The sequence below is a fragment of the Hafnia paralvei ATCC 29927 genome, from assembly GCF_001655005.1.
Taxonomy (GTDB): domain Bacteria; phylum Pseudomonadota; class Gammaproteobacteria; order Enterobacterales; family Enterobacteriaceae; genus Hafnia; species Hafnia paralvei.
Genome location: NZ_LXET01000029.1, coordinates 26,368 through 44,967 on the forward strand (window position 1 = coordinate 26,368; position 18,600 = coordinate 44,967).

General features: G+C 48.6%; 21 protein-coding genes. 19 read left to right on the forward strand and 2 right to left on the reverse strand.

Going from position 1 to position 18,600, the window contains the following annotated elements:
• Window positions 1–16 precede the first annotated feature (16 nt).
• From plsX to ptsG, 12 genes are all read left to right on the forward strand, one after another.
• Entirely contained in the window at window positions 17–1,051 is a 1,035-nt protein-coding gene (plsX, locus tag M988_RS07875) for a phosphate acyltransferase PlsX (protein ID WP_008813801.1), read from the forward strand.
• A 6-nt stretch (window positions 1,052–1,057) separates the two neighbouring features.
• Window positions 1,058–2,008 (forward strand): beta-ketoacyl-ACP synthase III, encoded by a 951-nt coding sequence (locus tag M988_RS07880; RefSeq protein ID WP_008813800.1) that lies wholly within the window; start codon window positions 1,058–1,060, stop codon window positions 2,006–2,008.
• Between the two features lie 104 nt (window positions 2,009–2,112).
• A complete protein-coding gene (gene fabD, locus M988_RS07885; RefSeq protein WP_008813799.1) occupies window positions 2,113–3,042 on the forward strand; it encodes an ACP S-malonyltransferase in 930 nt (309 codons plus the stop codon).
• A 13-nt stretch (window positions 3,043–3,055) separates the two neighbouring features.
• Window positions 3,056–3,790, forward strand: a complete 735-nt coding sequence (gene fabG, locus M988_RS07890; RefSeq protein WP_008813798.1) for a 3-oxoacyl-ACP reductase FabG — start codon at window positions 3,056–3,058, stop codon at window positions 3,788–3,790.
• Window positions 3,791–3,944: 154 nt separating this feature from the next.
• Window positions 3,945–4,181 (forward strand): acyl carrier protein, encoded by a 237-nt coding sequence (gene acpP, locus M988_RS07895; protein WP_004092933.1) that lies wholly within the window; start codon window positions 3,945–3,947, stop codon window positions 4,179–4,181.
• An 89-nt stretch (window positions 4,182–4,270) separates the two neighbouring features.
• Window positions 4,271–5,512 carry a beta-ketoacyl-ACP synthase II gene (gene fabF / locus M988_RS07900; RefSeq protein ID WP_008813797.1) on the forward strand — a complete coding sequence of 414 codons (1,242 nt, stop codon included), beginning with the start codon at window positions 4,271–4,273 and terminating at the stop codon, window positions 5,510–5,512.
• 141 nt (window positions 5,513–5,653) lie between these two features.
• Window positions 5,654–6,466, forward strand: coding sequence for an aminodeoxychorismate lyase (gene pabC / locus M988_RS07905; protein WP_008813796.1), 813 nt, complete (start codon window positions 5,654–5,656; stop codon window positions 6,464–6,466).
• Window positions 6,467–6,484: 18 nt separating this feature from the next.
• Window positions 6,485–7,510, forward strand: a complete 1,026-nt coding sequence (mltG, locus tag M988_RS07910; RefSeq protein ID WP_061059946.1) for an endolytic transglycosylase MltG — start codon at window positions 6,485–6,487, stop codon at window positions 7,508–7,510.
• A complete protein-coding gene (tmk, locus tag M988_RS07915) occupies window positions 7,500–8,141 on the forward strand; it encodes a dTMP kinase (RefSeq protein ID WP_039186365.1) in 642 nt (213 codons plus the stop codon). Before mltG ends, tmk begins: the two co-directional genes overlap by 11 nt.
• Window positions 8,138–9,124 (forward strand): DNA polymerase III subunit delta', encoded by a 987-nt coding sequence (gene holB, locus M988_RS07920; RefSeq protein ID WP_008813793.1) that lies wholly within the window; start codon window positions 8,138–8,140, stop codon window positions 9,122–9,124. Before tmk ends, holB begins: the two co-directional genes overlap by 4 nt.
• A 49-nt stretch (window positions 9,125–9,173) precedes the next feature.
• Window positions 9,174–9,962 (forward strand): metal-dependent hydrolase, encoded by a 789-nt coding sequence (locus tag M988_RS07925; RefSeq protein ID WP_008813792.1) that lies wholly within the window; start codon window positions 9,174–9,176, stop codon window positions 9,960–9,962.
• 326 nt (window positions 9,963–10,288) lie between these two features.
• The gene (gene ptsG / locus M988_RS07930; RefSeq protein WP_008813791.1) at window positions 10,289–11,722 is read left to right on the forward strand and encodes a PTS glucose transporter subunit IIBC; all 1,434 of its coding nucleotides are present in this window, start codon (window positions 10,289–10,291) and stop codon (window positions 11,720–11,722) included.
• Window positions 11,723–11,800: 78 nt separating this feature from the next.
• On the opposite strand, the gene ribA is transcribed toward ptsG, so the two are convergent.
• Window positions 11,801–12,388, reverse strand: a complete 588-nt coding sequence (gene ribA, locus M988_RS07935) for a GTP cyclohydrolase II (protein ID WP_008813790.1) — start codon at window positions 12,386–12,388, stop codon at window positions 11,801–11,803.
• A 287-nt stretch (window positions 12,389–12,675) separates the two neighbouring features.
• Between ribA and pgpB the strand changes: the two genes are divergently transcribed.
• The 5 genes from pgpB to yciH all read left to right on the forward strand — a co-directional run bounded on the left by pgpB (window position 12,676) and on the right by yciH (window position 16,339).
• The gene (pgpB, locus tag M988_RS07940; protein WP_064573598.1) at window positions 12,676–13,440 is read left to right on the forward strand and encodes a phosphatidylglycerophosphatase B; all 765 of its coding nucleotides are present in this window, start codon (window positions 12,676–12,678) and stop codon (window positions 13,438–13,440) included.
• Between the two features lie 253 nt (window positions 13,441–13,693).
• The gene (locus tag M988_RS07945; protein WP_004092950.1) at window positions 13,694–13,999 is read left to right on the forward strand and encodes a LapA family protein; all 306 of its coding nucleotides are present in this window, start codon (window positions 13,694–13,696) and stop codon (window positions 13,997–13,999) included.
• Window positions 14,000–14,004: 5 nt separating this feature from the next.
• Window positions 14,005–15,174, forward strand: a complete 1,170-nt coding sequence (gene lapB / locus M988_RS07950; RefSeq protein WP_008813788.1) for a lipopolysaccharide assembly protein LapB — start codon at window positions 14,005–14,007, stop codon at window positions 15,172–15,174.
• 100 nt (window positions 15,175–15,274) lie between these two features.
• Window positions 15,275–16,000, forward strand: a complete 726-nt coding sequence (gene pyrF / locus M988_RS07955; protein ID WP_039186372.1) for an orotidine-5'-phosphate decarboxylase — start codon at window positions 15,275–15,277, stop codon at window positions 15,998–16,000.
• Between the two features lie 12 nt (window positions 16,001–16,012).
• On the forward strand, window positions 16,013–16,339 hold the full coding sequence (gene yciH / locus M988_RS07960; protein ID WP_008813786.1) for a stress response translation initiation inhibitor YciH: 327 nt from the start codon (window positions 16,013–16,015) through the stop codon (window positions 16,337–16,339).
• A gap of 74 nt (window positions 16,340–16,413) precedes the next feature.
• Here the strand turns inward: yciH and osmB are convergent, their stop codons facing one another.
• Complete coding sequence (osmB, locus tag M988_RS07965; protein WP_004092957.1) at window positions 16,414–16,632, reverse strand: osmotically-inducible lipoprotein OsmB; 219 nt, start codon at window positions 16,630–16,632, stop codon at window positions 16,414–16,416.
• 370 nt (window positions 16,633–17,002) lie between these two features.
• On the opposite strand from osmB, the gene araD reads away from it, so the two are divergent.
• Window positions 17,003–17,698 (forward strand): L-ribulose-5-phosphate 4-epimerase, encoded by a 696-nt coding sequence (gene araD / locus M988_RS07970; protein WP_064573605.1) that lies wholly within the window; start codon window positions 17,003–17,005, stop codon window positions 17,696–17,698.
• Window positions 17,699–18,061: 363 nt separating this feature from the next.
• Window positions 18,062–18,598 carry a gluconokinase gene (gntK, locus tag M988_RS07975; RefSeq protein ID WP_064573606.1) on the forward strand — a complete coding sequence of 179 codons (537 nt, stop codon included), beginning with the start codon at window positions 18,062–18,064 and terminating at the stop codon, window positions 18,596–18,598.
• Window positions 18,599–18,600 lie beyond the last annotated feature (2 nt).

Here is an 18,600-nt window from a genome sequence, read left to right on the forward strand (position 1 = left end):
TTTACAAGGCGATACTTTGACTCGTCTAACCCTAGCGTTAGATGCTATGAGCGGGGATTTTGGTCCTTGCATCACAGTGCCTGCAGCTTTGCAGGCACTGGCCTCTACTTCGTCGCTATACCTTCTGATTGTCGGACAACCCGACGCCATCGCACCTTATCTTGCTAAAGCCGATCCGTCGCTTCAAGAACGTTTGCGTGTGGTTCCTGCTGAGTCTGTAATTTCCAACGATGCTAAACCTTCTCACGCGATCCGTACGAGCAAGGGAACATCGATGCGCGTTGCTCTCGACTTAGTGAAGAATGGTGAAGCGCAGGCCGTCGTTAGCGCGGGAAATACCGGTGCGCTGATGGGGCTGGCAAAAATGATGCTTAAGCCTTTAGACGGTATTGAGCGTCCAGCGTTAATGACGGTTTTGCCTAATCAGCAAAAAAGTAAAACGGTAGTGCTAGACTTAGGCGCTAACGTTGAAAGTAGCAGCGCCATGTTAGTGCAGTTTGCCGTGATGGGTGCGGTAATGGCCGAAGAACTCGTTGGCGTAGCAACGCCACGCGTAGCCCTGCTAAATATTGGTGAAGAAGAGTGTAAAGGTTTAGACAATATCCGCGAAGCCGCCGCTGTGCTTAAGAGCACGCCAGCGATTAACTATATCGGCTATCTGGAAGGCAATGATTTGCTAACGGGCAAAACAGATGTGTTGGTTTGTGACGGCTTCGTGGGTAATGTTACGTTAAAGACAATGGAAGGGGTGGTGCGTATGTTCCTGTCCCTTCTTAAATCACCGGGAGAGAAGCGCAGACGCTCCTGGTGGTTAAAGTTATTGGGACGCTGGATACAAAAAAGAATCGCTAAGCGTTTCGGTGACTTGAACCCCGACCAGTATAATGGAGCTTGTCTGGTAGGATTGCGTGGCACCGTGATTAAAAGCCACGGCGCAGCGAACCAAAAAGCGTTCGCTGTTGCTATCGAACAGGCTGTGCAGGCGGTGCAAAGGCAAATTCCTCAGCGAATTGCCCTGCGCCTTGAGGCGATATTACCCAAGAGTGATTGATCGTACATGTATACAAGAATTCTCGGTACGGGGAGCTATCTGCCCGTACAAGTGCGTACCAACGCTGATTTAGAACGTATGGTTGAAACGTCTGATGAGTGGATTGTTTCCCGTACAGGTATCCGCGAACGCCGCATTGCAGCGCCGGATGAAAACGTGTCAACCATGGCATTTGAAGCGGCTAAGCATGCGCTTGAGATGTCTGGGCTTGATAAAGATGAGATTGGCCTGATTGTTGTTGCGACAACATCTGCGACTCACGCGTTTCCAAGCGCCGCTTGCCAAGTTCAAAATATGCTGGGGATCAAAGGTTGCGCGGCGTTTGATGTTGCTGCCGCTTGTGCTGGCTTCACCTATGCGCTGAGCATTGCCGATCAATATGTCAAAAACGGTGCGGTAAAACATGCGTTGGTGATTGGCTCTGATACTTTGAGCCGCACATTGGATCCTCAAGATCGCGGCACGGTGATCTTATTCGGTGATGGGGCGGGAGCTGTGGTGCTGGGCGCTTCTGACGAGGCGGGTATTTTGTCTACGCACATTCACGCTGATGGTCGTTATGGCGAATTGCTGACGTTACCAAATCGCCAGCGTTATACCGACGATCAAGCATACCTGACGATGGCAGGTAACGAAGTGTTTAAAGTTGCTGTGACAGAACTCGCCCACATTGTTGACGAGTCTCTTGCTGCGAATAACCTTGAACGCAGTGACTTGGATTGGCTAGTTCCGCATCAGGCAAATCTGCGCATTATCAGCGCGACGGCGAAAAAGCTGGGTATGACGCTGGATAATGTGGTGGTAACACTGGATCGTCACGGTAATACTTCTGCCGCATCGGTGCCTTGTGCACTAGATGAAGCGGTGCGTGATGGTCGTATCCAGCGTGGTCAACTGATTCTGCTCGAAGCCTTTGGTGGCGGTTTCACCTGGGGTTCTGCTTTAGTTCGCTTTTAATTGTTAAGCTTTTTCTAATAATGTGTGGGATGAAGTTATCCTAAGTGACAGGGTAACTTTGTTCTATCGTGCTGAATTAGAAATAGAATATCAGGAATATAAAAATGTCTAAATTCGCAATGGTATTTCCGGGGCAGGGCTCGCAGACTGTCGGCATGCTGGCCGATCTCGCGACTCAATTTCCGATTGTAGAGCAGACTTTTGCTGAAGCCTCTGATGCTTTGGGTTACGACCTGTGGAAACTGGTTCAGGAAGGTCCAGCCGAAGAGTTGAATAAAACTTGGCAGACTCAGCCAGCGCTGTTGGCGGCGTCTGTCGCTATTTATCGTGTATGGCAGCAGCAGAATGGTGCACAGCCTGCGATGATGGCGGGTCACAGCTTGGGCGAGTATTCCGCGCTGGTTTGTGCCGGTGTGCTGGATTTCAAACAGGCGATCCGTCTGGTTGAGCTGCGCGGCAAGCTGATGCAGGAAGCCGTTCCAGCAGGAACAGGTGCGATGTCTGCCATTATCGGTCTGGATAATGACGCTATTGCTAAAGCGTGTGAAGAATCTGCGCAAGGGGAAGTTGTTTCTCCTGTAAACTTTAACTCGCCAGGTCAGGTTGTTATTGCTGGTAACAAAGATGCCGTTGAACGTGCCGGTGCTGCATGCAAAGCTGCCGGGGCAAAACGTGCGTTGCCGTTGCCTGTCAGCGTGCCATCGCATTGCGCGCTAATGAAGCCAGCGGCTGAGAAATTGGCCGTTGCGCTGCAAGAAGTGACATTCAATGCTCCGAAGTTTGCAGTAATCAATAACGTCGATGTGAAAACCGAAACCTCTCCAGAGGCGATTCGCGATGCACTTGTTCGCCAATTGTATAGCCCAGTTCGCTGGAGCGAGTCGGTAGAATTTATGGCAGGTGAGGGCGTTGAGCATCTGCTGGAGGTTGGACCGGGCAAAGTTCTGACTGGCCTGACCAAGCGTATTGTAGACACTATGACTGCAGCAGCGATTAACGATGCCGCATCAGTGTCCGCAGCGCTTGCACAATAAGAAGAGGAAAATGATGAGCTTCGAAGGAAAAATTGCACTGGTCACCGGCGCTAGCCGTGGTATTGGCCGCGCTATTGCTGAAAGTTTAGTGGCCCGTGGCGCACGCGTTATTGGCACAGCAACAAGCGATAAGGGTGCTGCAGATATTAGCGCTTACCTTGGTGAAAACGGCAAAGGCTATAACCTAAACGTCGTCGATCAGGCTTCTATTGATGCAGTTTTAAGCGCTATCCGTGCTGAATTTGGTGAAATTGACATTTTAGTCAATAATGCCGGTATTACTCGTGATAACCTGTTGATGCGTATGAAAGACGACGAATGGCAGGATATTTTAGATACAAATCTGACCTCCGTATTCCGTCTGTCAAAAGCGGTTTTACGAGCTATGATGAAAAAACGCTGTGGCCGCATTATCACCATTGGCTCTGTTGTTGGTACAATGGGTAATGCAGGACAAGCAAACTACGCGGCCGCTAAAGCAGGATTGATTGGCTTTAGTAAGTCTCTAGCACGAGAAGTTGCTTCTCGTGGCATTACCGTTAACGTCGTGGCACCCGGTTTTATTGAAACTGATATGACTCGTGCGTTAACGGATGAACAGCGTGCCGGTATTCTTTCGCAGGTCCCGGCTAACCGCTTGGGTGATGCAAAAGAAATCGCGAATGCTGTTGCTTTTTTAGCTTCAGATGAAGCTGGCTATATCACCGGTGAGACCTTACATGTCAATGGCGGCATGTATATGATCTAAAAATCACGAAAAAAATTTGCGTTTTTTGAGGGAATGACCGCAAAATAGCGCAAAATCGTGGTTTGACCAGCCGGGATTTAGTTGCATCTTTTTCAACTTTCAATACACTACGAAAACCATCGCGAAAGCGAGTTTTGATAGGAAATTTAAGAGTATGAGCACTATCGAAGAACGCGTTAAGAAAATCATTATCGAACAGCTGGGTGTTAAAGAAGACGAAGTCGTGAATGCTGCTTCCTTCGTTGACGATCTGGGTGCTGATTCTCTTGACACCGTTGAACTGGTTATGGCTCTGGAAGAAGAGTTTGATACTGAGATTCCGGACGAAGAAGCAGAAAAGATCACTACTGTTCAAGCAGCAATCGACTACATCGAATCTGCGAACAAGTAATCGAACACATCTAGGCGGTCATTCGACCGCCTACGTTTTTTCCTGCTCTCATAGAGTTTCAAATTAAATTCCCTCCCTGGAGGACAAACGTGTCTAAGCGTCGAGTTGTTGTGACCGGACTGGGCATGTTGTCTCCTGTCGGCAATACTGTAGATTCCACTTGGGATGCTATCGTGGCCGGGCAGAGTGGCATCAGCCTAATCGACCATTTCGATACTAGCGCCTATGCAACGCGTTTTGCTGGCTTAGTAAAGGATTTTAATAGTGAAGACTATATCTCGCGTAAAGATGCACGCAAGATGGACGCCTTCATTCAGTACGGGATCGCTGCCGGTATTCAGGCATTTAAAGATTCTGGGATTGAAGTTACAGAAGAAAATGCTCCACGTATTGGTGCCGCTATCGGTTCTGGTATTGGCGGGCTTGGCCTGATTGAAGAAAACCATGGTGCGCTTGTTAAAGGCGGACCACGTAAAATCAGCCCATTCTTCGTGCCTTCAACCATCGTGAATATGGTGGCAGGTCATTTGACCATCATGTTAGGTCTACGTGGCCCGAGCATTTCCATTGCAACGGCGTGTACTTCTGGTGTGCACAACATCGGACATGCAGCACGTATGATCGCGTACAACGACGCAGACGTCATGCTGGCAGGTGGTGCAGAGAAAGCGAGCACGCCTCTGGGTGTTGGTGGCTTTGGTGCCGCACGCGCACTGTCAACGCGTAACGATAACCCGCAAGCGGCAAGCCGCCCATGGGATAAAGATCGTGACGGTTTCGTTCTCGGTGATGGCGCTGGTATTCTGGTTCTTGAAGAATACGAACATGCGAAAGCGCGTGGTGCAAAAATTTATGCTGAAATCGTAGGTTTCGGTATGAGTAGCGATGCTTACCACATGACTTCTCCACCGGAAAACGGTGAAGGTGCAGCACTGGCGATGGTGAATGCTTTGCGTGATGCGGGCTTGAATGCATCTCAGGTTGGCTACATCAACGCTCACGGAACTTCTACTCCGGCGGGCGATAAAGCAGAAGCTCAGGCTGTGAAAAGCGTATACGGGGCAGATGCCGGTAAAGTCATGGTGAGTTCTACCAAATCGATGACAGGTCACCTCTTAGGTGCCGCTGGTGCGGTTGAATCCATCTTTACCATTCTGACACTGCGTGACCAAATCGTTGCGCCAACCATTAATCTGGATAATCCAGATGAAGGTTGCGACCTTGACTTTGTACCTGGTGCAGCTCGTCAGGTGAAGGGTCTGGAATATGCGCTGTGTAACTCCTTCGGCTTTGGTGGCACTAACGGTTCTGTGATTTTTCGCAAAATCTAAGCTACGTTAGCGGGTAGCGTTATTATCTGCATAAATCGAATGGCCCTTATGGGGCCATTTTTTTTACCTGCGTAATTTGAAACGCTAAAATATGAAAATCACACTGAGATAGCGTGTCTTGGGCCGCGTCGGGAGTTTGTTATGTTTTGGCTTAATGGGAAACCTGCAGAGACGATACCGCTCGACGATCGGGGGTTGCACTACGGTGATGGCTGTTTTACCACCGCACGCTGCGTGCAGGGAAAAATCGATCATCTAGAAGCACATTTAAATCGAATGCAGACGGCCTGTGAACAGTTGCTGATCGGCAATGTGAACTGGACTGTGTGGCGAGATGAGTTTCTTTTTGTTGCACGATCTGCTGGGGATGGCTTTGTTAAAGCTATCATTACTCGCGGGAGTGGAGGCCGCGGTTATTCTATTGCGGGAGCCGATCAGCCAAGACGCATTTTCACTAACGGCCCGTTGCCGCCGCAATATTCCCAATGGCAGCAGAATGGTATCTCACTCGCGATTAGCCCAATCCGTCTAGGCATCAACACTACCTTAGCCGGCATAAAACATCTTAATCGTTTGGAGCAGGTACTGATTAAGGCAAGTCTTGAGCAGACAGACGCGCATGAGGCTTTGGTGCTTGACACCAAGGATAGGCTAGTGGAATGCTGTGCGGCTAATTTGTTTTGGCGTAAAGGAAAGCAGGTTTACACTCCGTCTCTTGAGTACGCTGGGGTAAACGGTTTGATGCGCCAACGGATTATGGCCTTGCTAGCAGACAGCGTGTACGAATTAGCCGTGGTTTCCGAACCTATGCAGACATTGCAGGATGCGGATGAAGTTTTTGTATGTAACTCTTTAATGCCGTTACTGCCAGTAAATGAAGTGGGGGAGTATCACTTCCATTCTCGGCAGTTGGCGAACTATTTATTACCAGGGTGTCTTAGCCCCGTGGCGTGAGTAAAGATTGGCGGTTGAATGAAGAAAAAACTGTTTGGACTCCTTGTTGTCTGCATGCTGATTCTGCTGGCGACCCTGTTTTGGGGCTATTATCAGGTGCAGAAGTTTGCCCGAACGCCTTTGGCGATCTCTCAGGAAACACTCTTTAAACTTCCGGCTGGAACTGGCCGCGTTGCGCTTGAAGGGTTATTGGTGAGAGATAAACTGATGACTCATTCTTATTACTTCCCATGGTTATTACAAATAGAACCAGAGCTCGCTAATTTTAAAGCGGGCACGTATCGCATTACGCCGGGGATGACCGTACGTCAGTTTCTTGAGTTGCTGAAAAGTGGCAAAGAAGCGCAGTTTACGGTGCGCTTTATCGAAGGGACGCGTTTACAGGATTGGATGCAGGTACTAGCTGCATCGCCTAGTTTGAAGCAAAACGTAGCCAATAAAAGCGAGGCTGAAATTGCTAAAATGCTTGGCTTACCCGAAGGGCGATCCCTTGAAGGCTGGCTGTATCCTGATACCTATCATTACACTGCAGGTAACAGTGATGAGATGTTGCTTAAGCGCGCCTATAGCCGCATGAACAAAGAAGTTGATGAAATATGGCAGGGACGTGAGAAAAATCTGCCGTATAAAACGCCGGAAGAATTAGTCACTATGGCGTCAATTATCGAAAAAGAGACGGGTGTGGGTGAGGAGCGAGGTAAAGTTGCTTCGGTATTTATCAATCGTCTGCGTATTGGGATGCGTCTGCAAACCGACCCTACCGTCATTTATGGCCTAGGCAACGCTTACAACGGCAACTTGACGCGGCGCGACTTACTGCAGCCAACCGCATACAATACCTACGTTATATCAGGATTGCCGCCAACGCCGATTGCTATGCCAAGCCGAGCCTCTTTAGAGGCGGCGGCGCATCCAGATAAAACATCTTATTTATATTTTGTCGCTGATGGTAAAGGTGGGCACGTATTTACCACCAACTTACAGAGTCATAATCAAGCCGTGCGGGATTATTTGCAGGTGCTAAGGGAAAAGAATGGAAAGTAAGTTCATCGTGATAGAAGGCCTTGAAGGGGCAGGGAAGACGACAGCGCGTGATACCGTGGTTGATGTATTACGTCAGCAGGGGATTCAGGATATCGTTTTCACACGTGAGCCCGGCGGTACACCATTGGCAGAGAAACTACGCGATCTCGTCAAACAGGGCGTCGAGAACGAAAAACTTACCGACAAAGCAGAAGTGTTGATGCTTTACGCCGCGCGGGTACAGCTGGTTGATAACGTGATTAAACCTGCGCTGGCTCGTGGGGCGTGGGTGGTCGGCGATCGTCACGATCTCTCTTCACAGGCGTATCAAGGCGGTGGACGTGGTATTGATTCTCGGTTGATGCAGTCGCTGCGCGATACTGTCTTGGGTGATTTCAAACCGGACTTAACGCTCTATCTGGATTTACCGCCGGCGATAGGTCTAGAGCGTGCGCGTAGTCGAGGTGCTTTAGACCGTATTGAAAAGGAATCTTTGGCGTTTTTTGAGCGTACTCGCACACGTTATCTGGAATTAGCGGCGCAGGACGCAAGCATTATCACCGTTGATGCATCACAAACGCTTCCTGAAGTAACCGCAGCGATTCGCTTAGCGCTTGAAGCTTGGTTCAAACAGCAGGAGCATGGCGAGTGAACTGGTATCCGTGGCTGAGTGCACCTTATCGCCAACTGGTAGGGCAACATCAGGCTGGACGAGGGCATCATGCTTTGCTGGTTCATGCGATTGCAGGATGTGGCGATGATTCGTTGATGTATGCTCTTGGGCGCTGGCTGATGTGTCAAAGGCCAAACGGCGATAAAAGCTGTGGCGAGTGCCATAGCTGCCGTTTGATGCTGGCCGGCAATCATCCCGATTGGTATCACTTACAGCCAGAAAAAGGGAAATCTAGCCTCGGGATCGAACCCGTACGCCAGATTATCGAGCAACTCTATGCGCATGCTCAGCAAGGGGGCGCAAAAGTCGTTCTCTTGCCATTGGCTGAAACCTTGACAGAAGCGGCGGCCAATGCGCTTTTGAAAACGCTTGAGGAGCCACCCGAGAAAACCTATTTTCTCTTAGGTACTCGCGAACCGGCAAACTTACTGGCTACCTTGCGTAGCCGCTGCTTCTATCTCCACCTTCCTGTTCCTGACGAAGCGCTAAGCCTACGTTGGTTGCACACACAGCAGCCAGGTGACGAAACGGCGATGCGTACGGCATTACGCCTGAATGGAGGCGCCCCAGTTGCTGCGTTAGCACTGCTTGAGCCAACTATCTGGAAACAACGCCTTCAACTATGTCAGGGATTGCAGCAGGCCATTCCTCAGCGTCAGTGGATGCAGTTATTGCCGCTGCTGAATCATGAAAACGTTGATCATCGTCTTACATGGTTATGTGCATTGTTACTGGATGCAATAAAACTTCAGCAGGGTGTCACTACGGCGCTCATGAATTTGGATCAGCAGCCGCTGGTACATCAGTTAGCATCAACTCAGGCAACCCTAGTGCTGCAACAGCAGCTAGAGCAATGGATTTTCTGCCGTCATCAGCTTCTCACCACCGTTGGGCTGAATCGTGAGCTTATGCTCACGCGTCAGCTGTGCTTGTGGAGCGAGTCTTTCCCTCCTGCCGTGTAGTAACGTCGTTGACGGCTGCACGGCTAGCTATTTTATCAGGTTATAAATTATGTATTTAGTTGATTCCCATTGCCATCTAGATGGACTGGACTACGAAAACCTGCACAAAAGCGTCGATAGCGTTTTAGCCGATGCAAAAGCTCGTGATGTGGGTTTTGTGTTGGCGGTAGCAACGACGCTGCCGGGATATCTGGCGATGCGCAAGCAAATTGGTCAGCGCGATAATGTTGCATTTTCCTGTGGTGTACATCCACTCAATCTGGATGGCGGCTATGATTATGCCGAACTGCGTCAGCTTGCTAGCGCGCCAGACGTGGTTGCCATGGGCGAAACGGGTCTGGATTACTTCTATCAGAAAGACAATATTCCTTTGCAACAAGAGTCATTTCGCCAGCATATCCGCATCGGCCGTGAGTTGCATAAGCCGGTGATTGTTCATACGCGAGATGCGCGTCAGGACACATTAGACATTTTGCGAGAAGAGCAGGTGCATGAATGTGGTGGCGTCTTGCACTGTTTCACTGAAGATCAGGACACGGCTCGCCAACTGTTAGATATGGGTTTTTACATTTCATTCTCTGGCATTGTGACTTTTCGTAACGCCGATGCGTTGCGTGAAGTTGCCCGCTACGTACCGATTGACCGAATGCTGGTTGAGACCGATTCTCCCTATCTGGCTCCTGTTCCACATCGTGGTAAAGAGAATCAGCCTGCCTATGTGCGTGACGTCGCTGAATATCTTGCGGTGCTAAAAGGAATGACGCCAGAGGCTTTAGCGCAACAAACGACAGATAACTTTGTTAGCCTGTTTGGAGTGGCTTTGCCACAACGTGGATAATATCTATTTATTTTATAGCTCGTAATTAATCATTCAAACGCGTATCTTTCTGGTCGAAAATAGCTTTTCAAAGGTTTGATACGCATCACAGTGGTGATTTTTTTAACGATTAAATACCAAAAGTGTTATTTAGATCTCTGTATTTGCTGAAGCGTGACAACCATCAAACACATTAGAGGGTATTTATTTTACCCTGTGTAAAAATTAAGGAAGTGCAACGACACTTCTACTGCGTTCAGGTTCTCTTCCTGCGCGTGGCGTGATTCTCGGGTATACGCGAACGCGCTAATAAAAGAGCACTATTTTATTCAGGAGCACTCTCAACTATGTTTAAAAACGCATTCGCAAACCTGCAAAAAGTAGGTAAGTCGCTGATGCTGCCGGTGTCCGTTTTGCCCGTTGCAGGCATTCTGCTGGGTATCGGCTCGGCCAACTTCACTTGGCTACCCGCAGTAGTCTCGCACGTGATGGCTGAAGCCGGTGGTTCGGTATTCGCCAATATGCCGTTGATTTTTGCAATTGGTGTCGCACTTGGCTTTACCAATAACGACGGCGTTTCTGCGCTGGCTGCAGTGGTTGCGTATGGCATCATGGTGAAAACCATGGCCGTTATTGCACCGCTGGTATTGCATATTCCGGCTGCTGAGATTGCCGAAAAGCATTTAGCCGATACCGGTGTGTTGGGGGGGATCATTGCAGGTTCTATCGCAGCCTATATGTTTAACCGCTTCTACCGCATTAAGCTGCCTGACTATTTGGGCTTCTTCGCGGGAAAACGTTTTGTTCCGATCATTTCAGGCCTAACTGCTATTGCGTTTGGTATTGCCTTGGCCTTTATTTGGCCACCGGTGGGTTCGGCAATTCAGTGGTTCTCTCAGTGGGCGGCCTATCAAAATCCAAAAGTAGCATTTGGTATTTATGGCCTCGTTGAACGTGCGTTAGTACCTTTCGGCTTGCACCACATCTGGAACGTACCATTCCAATTCCAAGTGGGTTCGTTTACGGATGCGGCCGGTCAGGTGTTCCACGGCGATATTCCTCGCTATATCGCGGGTGATCCAACAGCAGGTAAACTGTCTGGTGGCTTCTTGTTCAAAATGTACGGTCTGCCGGCAGCGGCGATTGCGATTTGGCATTCTGCTAAGCCAGAAAACCGCGCTAAAGTCGGCGGGATTATGATCTCGGCGGCGTTGACCTCTTTCCTGACGGGGATCACCGAGCCGATCGAGTTCTCGTTCATGTTTGTTGCCCCAATTTTGTATGCTATTCATGCTATTTTGGCCGGTCTGGCGTTCCCTATTTGCATCATGTTGGGAATGCGTGATGGCACGACATTCTCTCCTGGGTTGATCGACTTTATTTTACAAAGTGGTCACAGCAGCAAAATTTGGTTGTTCCCTATTGTGGGGATTGCTTACGGTTTGGTGTACTACGTTATTTTCCGCGTGCTAATAACCAAACTGAACTTGAAAACACCTGGCCGTGAAGATTCGTCTTCAGAACAGAAGGCCCAGAGCAGTGACGAAATGTCTGCGGCGTTAGTGGCTGCGTTTGGGGGCAAAGACAATATTACTAACCTGGATGCGTGTATCACTCGTCTACGTGTGAGCGTAGCGGATGTGGCGAAAGTGGATCAGGCTGGTTTGAAGAAATTAGGTGCCGCAGGCGTTGTGGTTGCTGGTTCAGGCGTACAGGCTATTTTTGGTACCAAATCAGATAACTTAAAAACGGATATGGACGAATACATGCGTAATCACTAATCCGTGATTGGACTATGAAGAAAAAGAAAGGAGGCCATGGCCTCCTTTCTTTTGTCGGTATAATGGTGTGATGCGGAATTAATCGAGCAGATGACCCATTTTAGCGGCTTTAGTCGATAGATAACGCTCGTTTTTCGGATTACGGCCAACAATAAGAGGAACGCGCTCGGTGATGTTAATGCCCGCTTCGGTCAGAATCTCAACTTTTTTCGGGTTATTTGTCAGTAACCGAACCTGATCTACCCCTAAGAGTTTGAACATATCCGCGCATAAGGTGAAGTCGCGCTCATCAGCAGCGAAGCCAAGTTGATGGTTTGCTTCCACCGTGTCTGCGCCCTTATCTTGTAAAGCGTACGCGCGGATTTTGTTCAGCAGTCCGATGTTTCTACCTTCTTGGCGGTGGTACAGCAAGATACCCCGACCTTCTTCTGCAATGTGCTCAAGTGCAGCTTCTAACTGAAAACCACAATCACAGCGCAAGCTGAAGAGTGCGTCGCCGGTTAAACATTCTGAATGTACGCGCGAAAGCACGGGTGTTGCGCCAGACACATCACCATAGACTAAGGCTAGATGATCATGGCCGGTAGCAATTTCTTCGAAGCCGACCATCAAAAAGTCACCCCAAGGTGTCGGCAATTTTGCTTCAGCCACTCGTTTAAGCTGCATGTTGATCTCCACAACTACATCTTTTTAGATACTGCCCATTATGGACACCGGTTATTGTGTGCTGCCGATGCAGGTGAGTGCAGGCACAACCGAAGTAAATCCGGAAAAACCGAATCTTTAATATGACGCCTATTTTGCCACAACTATTGGCGATACAGCAGTTTTCGGTGATGACCGCGTCTTTTTTGTTCTAAGCGTTCAATAAAACACCGCGTGATATTTCCTGATAGGCTTCATTGATATGGTATTGCTACACTGAATATTCAATAGAAAGAAAGGATTAATTGATGTTACAGATTGCAAAGCGTACCACGGTAGGTCTGATTGTGTTACTCGCCATGCCCGTGACCGTCTGGATGAGCGGCTGGCACTGGCAGCCAGGGGGGACTGATTACATTCTCAAAGCGCTGTTTGCGATGACAGAAACGGTGACCTCGCCGTGGGGGGCGCTCACTAGCATCATATTGGCAGGATGGTTTCTGTGGTGTTTACGCTTTCGGATCAAAGCAACGGTTATCTTATTTATTATACTGACAATAACTGTTGTTGTGGGACAACAAATAAAATCGACAATTAAAAATTGGGTGCAAGAGCCTCGTCCTTATGTCATGTGGTTGGAAGGTGAACACAATGTTGATGTGAAGGCATTTTATAGCCTCAAACGTGGTGCTCGCGGTGATTTGGTGACTGAACAACTACAGAATGAAACGCGTATCCCGCAGTGGTTAAAGGGCCATTGGGCATTTGAAACCGGTTTTGCGTTTCCTTCAGGGCACACTATGTTTGTTGCAACGTGGGCTTTGCTCGCGTTTGGGTTGTTGCTTCCACGACGTCGCTACATTTCGACGTTGGTGATCAGCATTTGGGCTATTAGTGTGATGGGAAGTCGTTTAGTGCTAGGGATGCACTGGCCGCAGGACTTGATTGTCGCAACCTTAATTAGCTGGGTATTAGTGACGATATCGTGCGCGCTGGTACAACGATTTTGCGGTTCTTTAGATATTAGTGCACCGGAATCTCAAGAGATAAAACAACGCACTGAAGACGAGTAACTTCAAGGAAAACTTGAAGTTTTAGGGGATAACCCCCATATAGTTCTCATATCTATATACTGGTTGTTTGACTGGGATACCTTTGAATCTCAAAAGTGAATTGCATGAGACATAATGAGATCTGGGAGTACTGAAACAGGGTTTTAGTGCTGCGTGGGGTTCCCCTACGATATAACTAAATGATAATTTAAGCATTCGGGTGCTGTTTTCTTTGGCATAATTCATCCGGTTAACCTGATTTACAGGAAGAAATGTGAAATATCTGCTAATTTTTTTGATCATCTTGGCTGTTTTTGTGCTTTCCGTCACGTTAGGTGCGCATAACGATCAGACTGTTGCGTTCAATTATTTGATCGCCCAAGGTGAATACCGCCTTTCTACGCTACTTGCGACGCTGTTCGCGGGTGGGTTCATTCTGGGTTGGATTATCTGCGGCTTATTTTATATACGCGTCCGTTTGGGGTTGGTTCGTGCCGAGCGTAAAATTCGCCGCTTAGAACAGCAAGCTGCGCCTGCGGAGCCTGATAATCTGGCGCCTCCCGCGACGCTGAAGGAATAGAGACTATGTTAGAGCTGCTGTTTCTGCTTCTTCCCGTTGCTGCCGCCTATGGCTGGTATATGGGACGCAGAAGTGCTCAGCAGGATAAGCAGCAGGAAGCCAGCCGCCTTTCGCGTGAATACGTGGCAGGGGTAAATTTTCTGCTTTCTAACCAGCAGGACAAAGCGGTTGACCTGTTCCTCGATATGCTTAAAGAGGACAGCAATACGGTCGAAGCGCATCTTACGTTAGGTAACTTATTCCGCTCGCGTGGCGAAGTTGACCGCGCTATTCGAATCCATCAGGCCCTGATGGAGAGTGCTTCTTTGACTTTCGATCAGCGTTTGTTGGCTGTTCAGCAGCTTGGGCGCGACTATATGGCCGCGGGGCTTTATGATCGCGCTGAAGAAATGTTTAATCAGTTGGTCGATGAGCAAGACTTTAAGGTCTCGGCGTTACAGCAATTATTAATTATCTACCAAGCCACTAGCGATTGGCAAAAAGCGATAGACGTGGCTGAGAAGTTGGTTAAGCAGGGCAAAGATCAGCAGCGCATCGAAATTGCACATTTTTACTGCGAGCTTTCGCTGCAGGCGATGGGGAGCGATGATTTAGAACGAGGCATGGCGCTGCTAAAAAAGGCCGCCTCAGCAGATAAAAATTGTGCGCGCGTGTCTGTGATGCTCGGTAGGATCTATATTGCCAAAGATGAGCCCGCCAAGGCGGTCGAAGCGTTGTCTCAGGTTTTAGACCAGGACAAGGATCTGGTCAGCGAAGTCTTGCCTATGATGCATGATTGCTATCAACAGCTCAATCAGCCCGAGCAATGGGTGGCCTTCTTACGTCGCTGTGTAGAGGAAAATACGGGCGCTGCGGCTGAACTTATGTTGGCCGAGGTCTTGGAGCAAAATGAAGGTATTGAGGCGGCACAGGTTTACGTTGGACGTCAATTACAGCGGCATCCAACTATGCGCACCTTCTATCGCTTGATGGATTACCATTTGGCGGAAGCCGAAGAGGGCCGAGCGAAAGAGAGCCTGCAATTGCTGCGAGATATGGTTGGCGAGCAAATTCGCACTAAGCCGCGCTACCGCTGCATGAAATGTGGGTTTACTGCCCATACGATGTATTGGCATTGTCCGTCGTGTCGCGCATGGGCAACCATCAAACCGATTCGCGGACTTGATGGGCAGTAATTTAGCGCCTCTCTGCGCTAGGCACACGGTCTAACGCTGTGTACAATGCCCTCCCTGATAAAGGCCTTATTTCATTTACCGCCAGCTTCAGGGAGTTGCCATGTCCATTTCTACGCCATCTCAGGCAAACGCTACCTCGTCACCGATCCTAGTTGCTCTTGATTATGCAGATAAAAATGCCGCTTTGGCGTTTGTCGATAATATCGATCCGCGTGACTGTCGCCTAAAAGTGGGCAAAGAGATGTTCACTCTGTATGGCCCTCAGTTGGTTAGCGAGCTACAACAACGTGGATTTGAAATCTTTCTCGACCTGAAGTTTCACGATATTCCTAATACGGCTGCGCATGCAGTTGCGGCTGCGGCTGAATTAGGTGTATGGATGGTGAATGTCCACGCCAGTGGCGGGGCTCGTATGATGAGTGCAGCGCGTGAGGCACTGGTTCCCTTCGGCAAAGATGCACCGCTGTTGATCGCCGTTACCGTTTTGACGAGCATGGAAGCGGAAGATTTGCGTGGCATTGGCATTGAACAATCACCCGCTGATTACGCTGAACGTCTGGCTAAACTCACTAAAGCCTGTGGACTCGATGGGGTTGTGTGTTCAGCTCATGAGGCAACGCGTTTAAAAAATAGCTGTGGTAAAGATTTCAAACTGGTAACACCGGGGATCCGTCCCGAAGGCAGTGCAGCAGGCGATCAACGTAGAATTATGACGCCGGTTGAGGCGGTTCAAGCGGGCGTTGACTATATGGTGATTGGCCGTCCTATTACCCAATCTGCGACGCCAGCAGAAACATTGCGCTCCATTTTAAATTCTTTAGCTTAAGCAGGAAGTTCTATGCAGGACAAGAACAGCAGACTAGTTTATTCAACGGACACTGGCCGAATCGATGAAGAAAAAGTACCAGTGGTACGCCCGAAAGGGGACGGTATTGTCCGAATTCAACGGCAAACCAGTGGGCGAAAAGGCAAAGGGGTATCTCTGATTACGGGTTTAGATATTGATGACGCCGAATTGCAAAAGCTGGCTGCTGAACTGAAGAAAAAATGTGGCTGCGGTGGCGCGGTGAAAGAGGGCGTGATTGAAATTCAGGGGGATAAACGAGACTTACTTAAGCAACTGTTGGAAGCCAAAGGGCATAAAGTCAAATTGGCTGGTGGCTAAGCATTACCTCAAAGTAGATCTCACTGATCCATGTTGTTTTATACGGGCTGAGATGATTCTCAGCCCGTGGCATATTATTTACCAACCTGATGGCCGATAATTCCGCCAACAGCTGCGCCGCCCACGGTACCGAGCGCGCTGCCATCGGTAAGAACGGCACCGCCCAAAGCACCTGCGCCTGCGCCGATTGCGGTGTTACGGTCACGCTTAGACCAGTTAGAGCAGGCACTTAGAGAAGCAACCAGCGTCACTGCCAGTGCTGCCGCTGCAAAACGTTTCATAGTGGTATTCATCACTTACTCCTTTTAAGTTTCTGACGATTATATTTCTCTATAAGTATAGGACATGATTTGTGCGAGAAATTAGCTGCTGCATATAGGTTGCCCCATGGGTAGTGCTCGCAAAAATCGTTTTTTGCAAAATATAATTCTACATAACAGCATGTCACAAGTGCGGCTCAGTATATTCATTTGCTAAATTCCTAATAGGTAAATATTCTTATTTTGAATCACTGCCTTTTAGCTTATCGTGCTAAGAACCACGACTGTCGATGTTCCCACGTTTTCTTATTCAGCTAATTCACTCGCGCTTTGTAGCCAGTTCTCCCATACCCGAACCGGATGGTGTTCTAGACAATAAGGTTATTAACGCGGGAGATAACTCATGCTGGAACAATTGAAACAACAGGTGCTGGCGGCCAATCTGGCGTTGCCAAAATATGGTCTGGTCACTTTCACTTGGGGCAACGTAAGTGGGGTTGATCGCGCAAGTGGACTGATGGTCATCAAACCATCAGGGGTGGATTACGAAGGAATGGGTATTGATGATATGGTCGTGGTCGATATCGTTTCCGGTGAAGTGGTGGAAGGTAAATGGAAACCATCGTCAGACACCGAAACTCATCGCGGGCTTTATTTGGCATTCCCTCATATTGGCGGAATTGTGCATACGCACTCGCGGCACGCGACGATTTGGTCACAGGCTGGTTTGGACATTCCCGCTTGGGGGACAACACATGCTGATTATTACTATGGCAACATTCCCTGCACACGCTTAATGACTGAGTCAGAGATTCAGCATGATTATGAGTGGAAGACAGGTCAGGTGATAATTGAAACTTTCCAGCAATCTCATCTAGATCCCGATCAGATGCCTGCTGTGCTCGTTCATTCACATGGGCCATTTGCTTGGGGTAAGGATGCGTTAGACGCAGTGCATAATGCTGTGGTATTGGAGGAGGTGGCGTATATGGCTATTTTTACGCGTCAGCTTAGCCCACAGCTGCCGGATATGCAGCAAGAACTGCTCGACAAGCATTACTTACGCAAACATGGAGCGAATGCATATTACGGGCAGTAGTGGCAGTCTATCGTTAGCAAAAAGAGCGCATAAGCGCTCTTTTTTTATGCTCTCATAATCGATTAACTAACTGATTTTATATAGAAATAATCACTCACATCAACAAAGTTGGGGCTAAAGGCAATTTAGCTCAAGCCTGTCAGTTCATCAATAACTGTTACATTTCTGTTATCTATTCTCATGGTGATTGTTTTGATGCTAATTAATTATGAGATATAGATCACACAAGAAGGTTTTGTGCGCTGGCTCACATTGCAAGTTTATGTAAAGCCGCTGACAATGTTACCGATAACAATTACCGGTAACATTGGCGAAGAATAGTTATTCGGCGCCAACCAACCATTCAATGTCTGGAGCCAATCTATGAAAAACACACTAAAACCTCACCATGTGTATGTCGTGATGGGCGTATCTGGCAGCGGCAAATCTGCTGTCGCAAGCGCAGTGGCTCAAAAATTGTCGTGTGGTTTCCTAGATGGCGATTTTCTACACCCGCGTAGCAACATTAATAAAATGTCCGAAGGTCATGCGCTGAATGATGAAGACCGTGCTCCGTGGCTGAGTGCTTTGAACGACGCTGCATTTGCCATGCAGCGCACCAACGATGTATCCGTCATTGTCTGCTCTGCACTGAAAAAACGTTACCGCGACCGACTGCGTGAAGGTAACGCTAACCTCTCATTTATCTATATGGATGGCGATTTCGAACTCATCGAATCACGTATGAAGGCCCGTAAGGGACACTTCTTCAAACCTCAAATGCTGGTTTCTCAGTTTGAAGCACTGGAAGTGCCAAACGCAGATGAACAGGATGTTTGCGCCATTGATATCAATCAGCCACTCGACGCGGTCATTGCTGACACGTTGAAACACATCCAACAACGTTCGATTCAGGAATAAAT